The following is a 9,114-nucleotide window of genomic DNA, read 5'->3' as shown; positions in this document are numbered from 1 at the left end:
CGAGCCCAGGGCAAACGCCACAACCAGGCGCTGATTGCGCTGGCCCGGCGCCGCACCGACGTGCTTTACGCGATGCTCCGCGATGGCACCCTGTATCAAGATCCGACCGCCCCGCCAGCACCATCATCAGTCGCTCTCGCGGCTTGACGAAAACCATAGAGGCACCCCCCCCCGAGCAGGGGGGCGGCGGGCGCCGTCATGAGTGGGCGGCCCCGACGCGCGGGGCCGGGCCTCACCAGATGAGGACGCGGTCCTCCGGGTCCAGCCACATGGGATCGCCCTCCCGCGTGCCGAAGGCCGCGTGGAACGCGTCGATGTTCCGGGCCACCTGGTTGCAGCGGAACTCGTTGGGCGAATGCGGGTCCGAGGCGATGCGGGTGACCATGGTCTCCGGTCGGGTGAGCTGGCGCCACACGGCGGCCCACGCCGCGAAGAACTCCCGGTCGCCCGCCGCGGCGTCCTGGGAGGCGCCGTCCCGTTCATCGCGCCAGATCTCCAGCGCCCGGTGGGCGATGCCCAGCCCGCCGAGGTCGCCGATGTTCTCCCCGAGGGTGAACTCGCCGTTCACGGAGCGGTCCGGCGCCTCAGCCGGGCTGAGGGCGCTGTACTGCTGCACGAGCCGGGCCGTGAGGTCCGCGAAGGCCTCGCGGTCCTCGGGCGTCCACCAGTCGTGCAGGCGCCCGGCGCCGTCGTACTGCGATCCCTGGTCGTCGAAGCCGTGGCCGATCTCGTGCCCGATCACGGCGCCGATCGCGCCGAGATTGGCGGCCATCGAGCGCTCGGGGTCGAAGAACGGGGGCTGCAGGATGGCGGCCGGGAAGACGATCGCGTTCTCGAGAGGCGAGTAGTACGCGTTCACGGTCTGCGGGGTCATGTGCCACTCGCGGGGATCGGGCCCCTCCTCGATCTTGGCGAGGTCGTGCTCCCAGCCGAAGGCGGCGAGGGCGCGGCTGTTGCCCACCAGGTCCCCCGCGTCGACCTCGAGGGCGGAGTAGTCCACCCACGTCTCCGGGAAGCCCACCATGGGCCGGAACATCGCGAGCTTCTCGAGGGCCCGCTGGCGGGTCTCCTCCCCCATCCACTCCAGCCCGGAGATGGAGCGACGGTACGCCTCCATCAGCAGCTCCACGAGCTCGTCCATGGCCTCGCGGTGGCCGGCGGGGAAGTGACGCGCCACGTAGAGGCGGCCCACGTCGTCGCCGACACCCCCGTTGACGAAGGCCACGGCGCGCTTCCAGCGGGGGCGGACCTCCTCGCTGCCCGCCAGCCGCCGGCCGTAGAAGGCGAAGCTCTCCTGCACGAACGGGTCCGGCAGGACGGCCGCGAAGGATCGCAGCACCTGCAGCTCCAGCCAGTGCTTCCAGTCCTCCAGGTCCGCGGCGTCCTCGCCCGCCAGGAGGCCCTGGACGCCGGAGAGGAAGTCCGGCTGCCACACCACCACCTCGTCCGCGCGGGCACCGTGGGCGCCCACGCCCTCGAGCCACGCGGCGGCGAGCGGGAAGAGCTCCAGGAGCTGCTCGCGGGTCATGAGGTTGTAGCGGGCCACCGCGTCCCGGCTGCGCACCACGTCCCAGTGCAGGGCGGCGATGCGCGCCTCGAGGGCCACCACGCGCTCGCCCACGGCCACCGCCTCGGCCTCGTCGCCGCCGATGCCCGCGAGCGCGAACAGGGTGCCGACGTGCGCCGTGTACTGGGCGAGGATCTCCGCGTAGGCCTCCTCACGGTAGTAGGACTCGTCCGGCAGGCCGAGCCCACCCTGCAGCAGGTGCAGGAGCATGCGCTCCGGCGCGCCCGCGTCGTTCAGGGCGCCGGTGTTCACGAGCCCGGAGACGCCCTGACGCTGCAGCAGGCCGGAGAGGGTGAGGAGCTCCTCCGCGGTGGAGACCGTCTCGATGGCGGCCAGGTCTCCCACGATCGGCTCAAGGCCCCGCGCCTCCACGGTCTCCTCGTCCATGAACGAGGCGTAGAGCGCCGCGATCCGGCGCTTGCGGGGGGCGTCCTCCTCGGAACCGGACGAGGTGGGGCCATCCGCCCCCGTCTCCCGTACGGCGTCCTCGCACAGATGGCGCACCGCGAGCTCGGCGGCCTCCCGCAGCTCCAGGAACGCGCCGAACGCGCCCTGGTCGGCGGGGATCTCGTGGGTGGCCAGCCACTCCCCGTTCACATGGCGGTAGAGGTCCTCGCGCGGCGAGGGGGCGGTGGCGGGGTCTGCGGTCACGGCGGCGTCTCCTGGGTCCAGAACGAGCAGCGGCCCGGGCGGGCAGCTGGCGGATCTGCTCCGCACTCTAGCCGCCGGCCCGGGCCGCACGTCGGGGAAGGGGGTCTCAGGCGACGACCGAGGCCAGCTTCGCGAGGGACTCCTCCAGCTGCTCCTCGCTCACTACGGGGAACAGGTTCTTGGCGAGCAGCTCCGGATCCGTGACGTCGCTCCAGTCGTACGTCAGGGTCACGTCGGTGCTCCCCGAGCCGTTGTCCTGCAGGGAGTACACCCACTCCCAGCCCTTGGGCTCGGTGCCGGCGGGGGCGGTCTTCCAGCCCACGAGCTTGTTCTGGTCGTAGGCCACCACGTGGTTGTCGGTCTGGTAGTCCCCGCCCATGTGCTCGGCGTGCATGTTCATGGTGAACACGTCGCCCACCTTCTGGATGCGCTGGGACTTGTCATCCGCGCGCACCATGCCGGAGCCGTCGAACGTCGAGTGGTTCGACGGCAGCGTCAGCACGTCGAAGATGTCCTTGGCGGAGGCGTCGATGGTGCGGGTGACGGTGATCTGCTTCTCGCCCTGGGGCGTCTCGTTCTTGTTCATGCCCTCACCGTAGGCGCTGACGCGGGGCGGGCGACAAGGCCTGCCCGCCCCGCGTCAGTTCCCCGCCCCCCGTCAGTTCCCCGCGGACGGCGCGGACGGCCCGGGGGGCGGCACGTTCCGGCCGGCCCGGTAGGCCGACACGCTGGCCTCGCCCGCGAGGTGGAAGCGCCACGGGAAGCGCACGGACCCGCCCTCCCCGGACACCCCGACGCGCGGACCGCGCCGCACCTCGGCGCGGCCCTGCCCCGGCGGCGGGGGCGCGAGGAGGAAGCGGGCCGGACGCACGGCGTCGGCGGGCGCGCCCGGGGCCGCGATCGTCTGGTCTGCGGCCGGTCCCTCGGCGAGGGAGACCGAGTCGGCGGGCGGGGCGTCGTCGACAAGCTCCACGGGCGCGTGGCCCATCGCGAGCGTGATGCCCAGCCCCTGGCCCAGGTTGCCGGGGCCGGAGAGGAGCTTCACGGCGGTGTCCCGGCCGCGGCGTCCGACGGCGAGCCCCCGCCCGTCCACGACCTCCCCGGCACGCAGCAGGACGCCTCCGGCCTGGTCCGCGGGGTGGCCCACCAAGTTCAGGCACTTGTGGATGCCGTAGTTCAGGTACACGTAGGTGTGACGCACGGGCCCGAACAGCGCCGCGTTGCGCTCGGTGCGCCCGCGGAACGAGTGGGCGCCCGGGTCGACGCCGGCGTCCCCGTAGGCCTCCGTCTCCGTGAGGCGCACGGTCACCGCGCCGTCCGCCGCGACCACGGTGAGGCGGCAGCCGAGCAGGCCCTCGGCCAGCGCGGTGGGGTGGGCCTCGAACAGGGCGGACAGCTCGGCGCGGTTCATGCGGCCGGCGAGGCGCCCGGGGCGGACAGCACCATGTTGTCGATCAGGCGCACGGGGCCCACCTGCGCGGCCACGAGCGCGAGGGCGTCCCGGCGCAGCGGCTGGCACAGCAGCTCCGCACCGAGCTCCTCGAGGGTCCCCCGGTCCACCACCACGAGGTGGTCGAGGGTGACTCCGGGCTCGTCCCGGACCATCTGGCGCGCCGCCTCCACGTCGATCACCGTCTCCTCGTCCGCAGCCTCCGCGAGGGAGCGCAGCGCCCGGCTGAGCACGAGGGCGGAGACGCGCTCCTCGTCCGAGAGGCGGGCGTTGCGGCTCGAGAGCGCCAGCCCCTCCGCGGAGCGGACGATCGGGACGGCCCGCACCTCCACGGGGACGTCGAGGTCGTGGGCGAGACGCCGCAGCACGGCGACCTGCTGGGCGTCCTTCTGGCCGAAGTAGCTGCGCAGCACGCCCCCACGCGGCGGGCGGGCGAGGTTCCAGAGCTTGGCCACCACGGTGCACACGCCGTCGAAGTGCCCCGGGCGGGACGCGCCCTCGAGGACGGTCCCCATCCGGCCCGCCGTCACCCGGACGAGGGGGGCGTCCGGGAAGCCGGGGTACATCTCCGCCGTGCTGGGCGCGAAGACCACGTCCGCTCCCGCCTCGGCGAGCAGCTCCAGGTCCGCCTCGAGCGTGCGGGGGTAGTGCTCCAGGTCCGCCGGGTCCCCGAACTGCAGGGGGTTCACGAAGATGCTGACGGCGACCACGTCGTTCTCGGCGCGTGCGCGGCGCACGAGGGCGGCGTGCCCGTCGTGGAGGGCGCCCATCGTGGGCACCAGACCCACGGTCGCCGCGGCGGCTCCGGCGTCCTCGGCGCGATCGACGGCGGCGGCCAGCCCGGCGCGGAAGGCGTGCTTCGTCGTCGTGAGCGCGGAGGAGCCGGACGGTGCAGAGGCGGGCTGCGCGGAGGCGGTCGGTGCGGAGGGGCGAGACGCGGCATTCACGCAGGCGAGTCTAGGGGCGCGAGCGGCGGGGCTGGAGGCCGGACAGCCCGCCCGCCCGGCGCGGACGCGCAGAGGCCCCCGCCGACATGTGGTCGACGGAGGCCTCTGCGCGGGGTGGTGTGGAACGCGACTCAGGCGTTCTTGGCGGTCCCCTTGACCTGCTGGGCAGCGTCGGCGGACTCCGCCTTCAGGCCCTGGGCCTTGTCGGCGCCCTCGGCCTTCACGTGGTCGGCGGCGTCGGCGGCGGCATCCTTGACGGACTGCGCGGCGTCCTGGGCCAGGGGCTTGAGGTCCTCGCCCATCTCCTGCGCGACGTGCTTGGCCTGGTCCACCAGCGGGGCGGCCTGGTCCTTCACGCGCTCGGCGGCGCGCTGCTCGACCTCGGAGGCCGGGATGAGCGCGCTGACCAGCATGCCGGCGCCGAAGGCGATCAGGCCGGCGGCGAGGGGGTTGCCGGCAGTGCGGCCGCGCACCTGGGCCGGAGCCTGGCGGACGGCGTGCTGGGCGTCGTCTGCCCAGTCACGGGCCTGATCCGCCACGTCGTGGGCAGTGCCACGAGCCTGGTCGGCCACATCATGGGCGGTGCTGCGCGCGTCCGCGGCCGCGTAGCGGGCTCGGTCCGTGGCGGACGGGGAGGTGTGGTGGTCGGGCGTGCCCATGATGTTCTCCTTGACGGACTGAAGGCCGTCCTTCACGCCGTGCTTCACGCGCTCAGTCTGGCGGCTCACGGCCTTGGTGGGGCTGACCTTCTCGGCCAGCGCGTCGACGTCCTGGCCCAGCTCGTAGCGGGTGCGCTCGATCTCGGCGCGGATCTCATCGGGGTTGTTGCTCGTGGTCATCGCGTCTCCTTCGCGGGGTTCAGGGTCTCGGGGATCTCCTGAAGCGTCTGCTGGGTCTGGGGAAGACCCTTGATCTTGTCGAGGTGCTTCTTGCCCATGGAGGCCAGCACAGCGGCGGCGATGCCCCACAGGACGGCCACGATCAGCGCCGCCCAGCCGAGGGGCATGAGCGCGCCGAGCCCGTACATCAGGGCCATCGAGAGGAACATCAGCACGAAGAAGCCGGCGACGGCAGCGCCCGCCAGCATTCCGGCGCCCTTGCCCGCCTTCTTGGCCGAGTCGGTGGCCTCGGCCTTGGCCAGCGCGATCTCCTGGCTCACCAGCGTGGAGAGCTTCGCGGAGAACGAGGCGAACATCTCGCCGAGCGACTCGTGCTCGGCGCGGGCCTCCGCCTGCGTCGGCGCGGGGGTGTGGGCCCCGGCGATGTGTCCCGTGGTGGTGCTGCCGGCCGCGGGAGCGGGTCCGTGCGTCTCGTGGGCCGTGCTCATGCGCGGCCCCCGGGAAGGGTCTGGTCGAACGGATCCGTGGCGGAGACGGGCATCCCGGTCACCGGGTCGACCTGCGGCACGGGCATGGTGCCGCGGGGCAGGTCGGAGTCGCGGGGGGCGTCGTCGCCGGTGTGGGCCGGGATGCTGGAGGAGATGTGGTGGGGGGCGACATCGCCCTGCACGCCCATGGGCTCCATCTCGCGACGGTGCTGGGGGGCACGGTCGTCGCGGCCCGAGGTCAGCTCGGGCTGCTCGGCGTCGCGCATGCCGCGGGTCAGGCGGCCGGCCACCACGCCGAGGCCCAGGGCGACGGCGAGGAAGGTGCCGGGCTTGCGGGCGGCGAAGCCGCGCACGTCCCGCAGGAGGTCCTGGGGCTGGGAGGTCTCGAGGCGCTGGGTCAGGGACTCGGCGCGGTCGGCGACGGCGGTGACGGCCTGGCGGACCATGTCCGACTCGGGCTGCTGGCCCGAGAGGACGCGGTGCAGGTCATCCGTGACGGAGCGGGCCTGGGTGGCGAGGCGCTCGTGCTGGGTGCCGACCTGGCCGGTCACCTGCTCCTGCACGGTGCCCGCGAGGGACTTGACCTGCTGCACGGCGGCGTCCTTGACCTCGCCGGCCTCGTGCTGAGCGGTCTGCGCCAGGTCCTGCGCGGCGCCCTTGGCGTCCTGCGCGACGTTCTTCGCCTGGCCCTTGGCCTCGGCGGCGGTCTCCTCGGCCCTGCGCTTGGCGGCCGAGTCCTCGCCCTGCGGCGCGTGGGCGCCGTTCTGGGCGTTGTGCGACGTGTTGTTCTTGTTCGCCATGACTTCCCTTCCTTTGTTCTGCTCACGTCGTGCCCGCCCTTTGACGCGGATGCGACGACTTGCGGTCAGCCTAGGGGGTCCCGAAGGAAGCGGGAAGGGCTCCCCGGCGCGGAATCATCCTCCGCTGACGGCGAGGGGCGGCACGCCGCGTCTGCCGCACGCCGCCCCCTGGCCTGAAGGGAGTCAGCGCCCGCGGCGGATGCCGTGGCCCTTGCCCTGGCCCGGGTGCTCCTCCTTCTCGGCCATCTGGGCGTGAGCGGCGTGGGCCGGGGCCTGGGAGGAGGGAGCGGCGACGGGCGGGGCGGCCAGCGGGGCGCTCACGGCCACGGCGACCGCGAGGGCCACGGCGCCGCGGGCGAGGTCATGCCGCCCGCTCCATCCGGCCAGGTGTGACCGGGGCAACGCGGGCCCCTCATCGGGAGGCAGGCATACACGCCGCTACGACATGGCGAAGCGGCGTGTGTGCCTGCCTCCGCGAGCGGCACAGGGGGCCGGGCGGGGAGGAGGGGATCCGGGAGGTCATGGGGTTCCTCCTTCCGCGCGGAGGGAGCGGACCCTCCCATTCCCCCTGCCCGCATGACGCCGGCCCGGCCGCCGGCCGCCCAGCGCGACGAATCCGGGACGCCGGCCCGGCCTCCGGCTGAGCAGGGTCAGCCCGCCGTCGGCCGCCCCAGCCCCAGCACATCGGGCACCGCCGGCGCGTCCTCGCCGCGCACGTGCTGCGCGAGGAAGCCGAGCACCACCTCGTACCAGACCTTCGCGTGCTGCGGCGCGAGGATCCAGTGGTTCTCCTGCGGGAAGTAGAGGAAGCGGTGAACGGTGGAGCCGTCCTCCGCCGCGGGCAGCCCGGACTTCGCGAGCAGCTCGGACCACAGGCGCAGCCCCTCCCCGATCGGCACGCGGTAGTCCTTGTCCCCGTGGATCACGAGCATCGGCGTGACGATGTCCCCCACGAACCGATGCGGCGAGTTCGCCTCCTGCATCTCCGGACTCATCTCGCGCGCCCAGTAGAAGGCGGCGTCCGTCGTCGGGCCGAAGCCGTCCAGCGCCCACAGCGACGCGTGGGTGACGATCGCCCGGAAGCGGTCCGTGTGCCCGGCGACCCAGTTGGCCATGTAGCCGCCGAAGGAGCCGCCCATCGCGGCGGTGCGGGTCGAGTCGATGTCCGGGCGCGCCTCGACGGCGTCCGTGATGGCCATGAGATCCGTGAACGGCTCGGCACCCCAGCGGCCCCAGCCGCGCTGGACGAACTCCTGGCCGTAGCCCGTGGAGAGCGCGGGGTCCGGCATGAGCACCGCGTAGCCCTGGGCCACCGCGATCCACGGCGTCCAGCGCCAGCTCCACGCGTTCCACGAGCCGAGCGGGCCGCCGTGGATCCACAGCAGCAGCGGGTGGCCGCCGTCGGGGGCCGCACCCTCGGGCAGGGCGAGCCAGCCGCGCACGCGCGCGCCGTCGTCGGCGGTGGCCTCGACGTCCTCGAGGCGGCCCGGGACCTCCGGGCGCTCCGCGGGGTTCCGCAGGCGCTCGGCCTCGCCCGTGACGAGGTCCAGGCGCGCCACCTCAGGCGGGAAGAGGTAGGAGGAGCGCACGCCGTACGCCGTGGTCCCGTCCGGGGAGAGCACGATGTCGGACCACGCCTCGTCCGCGTGGGTCACCTGGGTGACCTCGCCGGTGGCGACGTCGATGCGGAAGACCGGGCGGCGGCCGTCGGAGTCCGCGAGCGCGATGACGGCGGAGTCGTCCGGCAGCCACGCGACGACGTCGGCCCAGCGATCCCAGTCGTGGGCGAGCGGGGTGGTCTCGCCGGTGGCCGTGTCCAGGAGGAAGAGCTGGGGCGCCACGGCCGAGTCCGGCGTGGAGTCCGGGGTGCGGGTCAGGATCGCGCGGGTGCCGTCGTGGCTGACGGGCCCGACGTGGGCGTCCTCGCCGGGGACGTCGTGCAGGACGCGGTGTTCGCCGGTGGGGAGCTCAATCCGCGCGACCCTGCCCTCGCGGACGTTGCCGCGCGCCTCAGCCGTGGCCACGACGGTGAGGAGGAACGAGCCGTCCGGGGCCACCTCGGCGCCGAGGCCGAAGGCATGGGAGCGGTCGACGCCGGTGAGGTGGCGCAGGTGGTGCGCGGCGTCGTCGGCGGGGGCGGCGCCGTCGTCGCTGGCGTCCGACTCCGGGACGCCCTGCGGGTCCGGGCCGTCCTCGAGGAGGAAGAGCTCGGGGCGGGCGGGGCCGAGGTCGTGGTCCCAGTAGCGGGCGGGTTCAACCGGTCGTTGCAACACCGTGCGTTGAGAGCGAGCGTAGCTGCTCGGCGAAGACCTCCGCGGGAGTCTTCCAGTCCAGGACCTTCCTGGGCCTGTTGTTCAGCGTGTACGCGACTG

8 protein-coding genes and 3 pseudogenes are annotated in these 9,114 nt (G+C 73.7%); 1 reads left to right on the top strand and 10 read right to left on the bottom strand.

The window, feature by feature from the left end:
- Positions 1–147 (top strand): annotated as a pseudogene (locus tag KZX60_RS11740) (IS110 family transposase); the annotation flags it as partial.
- An 85-nt stretch (positions 148–232) separates the two neighbouring features.
- Here KZX60_RS11740 and KZX60_RS11735 read toward each other — a convergent pair.
- From KZX60_RS11735 to KZX60_RS11690, 10 genes and pseudogenes are all read right to left on the bottom strand, one after another.
- Positions 233–2,218 carry a M13-type metalloendopeptidase gene (locus KZX60_RS11735; RefSeq protein WP_248118565.1) on the bottom strand — a complete coding sequence of 662 codons (1,986 nt, stop codon included), beginning with the start codon at positions 2,216–2,218 and terminating at the stop codon, positions 233–235.
- A gap of 106 nt (positions 2,219–2,324) precedes the next feature.
- On the bottom strand, positions 2,325–2,804 hold the full coding sequence (locus KZX60_RS11730; RefSeq protein WP_248118563.1) for an SRPBCC family protein: 480 nt from the start codon (positions 2,802–2,804) through the stop codon (positions 2,325–2,327).
- A 72-nt stretch (positions 2,805–2,876) separates the two neighbouring features.
- Positions 2,877–3,629, bottom strand: coding sequence for a DNA-3-methyladenine glycosylase (locus KZX60_RS11725; RefSeq protein WP_248118562.1), 753 nt, complete (start codon positions 3,627–3,629; stop codon positions 2,877–2,879).
- A complete protein-coding gene (gene panC, locus KZX60_RS11720) occupies positions 3,626–4,507 on the bottom strand; it encodes a pantoate--beta-alanine ligase (RefSeq protein ID WP_248118567.1) in 882 nt (293 codons plus the stop codon). Before panC ends, KZX60_RS11725 begins: the two co-directional genes overlap by 4 nt.
- 239 nt (positions 4,508–4,746) lie before the next feature.
- Entirely contained in the window at positions 4,747–5,454 is a 708-nt protein-coding gene (locus KZX60_RS11715; RefSeq protein ID WP_248118561.1) for a DUF3618 domain-containing protein, read from the bottom strand.
- Complete coding sequence (locus tag KZX60_RS11710; RefSeq protein ID WP_248118559.1) at positions 5,451–5,942, bottom strand: phage holin family protein; 492 nt, start codon at positions 5,940–5,942, stop codon at positions 5,451–5,453. Before KZX60_RS11710 ends, KZX60_RS11715 begins: the two co-directional genes overlap by 4 nt.
- Positions 5,939–6,742 (bottom strand): hypothetical protein, encoded by an 804-nt coding sequence (locus KZX60_RS11705; RefSeq protein WP_248118558.1) that lies wholly within the window; start codon positions 6,740–6,742, stop codon positions 5,939–5,941. Before KZX60_RS11705 ends, KZX60_RS11710 begins: the two co-directional genes overlap by 4 nt.
- Before the next feature lie 183 nt (positions 6,743–6,925).
- Positions 6,926–7,144 carry a hypothetical protein gene (locus KZX60_RS11700; RefSeq protein WP_248118557.1) on the bottom strand — a complete coding sequence of 73 codons (219 nt, stop codon included), beginning with the start codon at positions 7,142–7,144 and terminating at the stop codon, positions 6,926–6,928.
- A gap of 248 nt (positions 7,145–7,392) precedes the next feature.
- Positions 7,393–8,994, bottom strand: a pseudogene (locus KZX60_RS11695) (prolyl oligopeptidase family serine peptidase); the annotation flags it as partial.
- A gap of 1 nt (position 8,995) precedes the next feature.
- Positions 8,996–9,114: pseudogene (locus KZX60_RS11690) on the bottom strand (IS30 family transposase); the annotation flags it as partial.

The sequence above is a fragment of the Micrococcus sp. EYE_212 genome (assembly GCF_023147585.1).
GTDB lineage: Bacteria > Actinomycetota > Actinomycetes > Actinomycetales > Micrococcaceae > Micrococcus.
The sequence above is the reverse complement of the archived record's forward strand: the minus strand, read 5'-3'. Positions and strand labels throughout refer to the sequence as shown.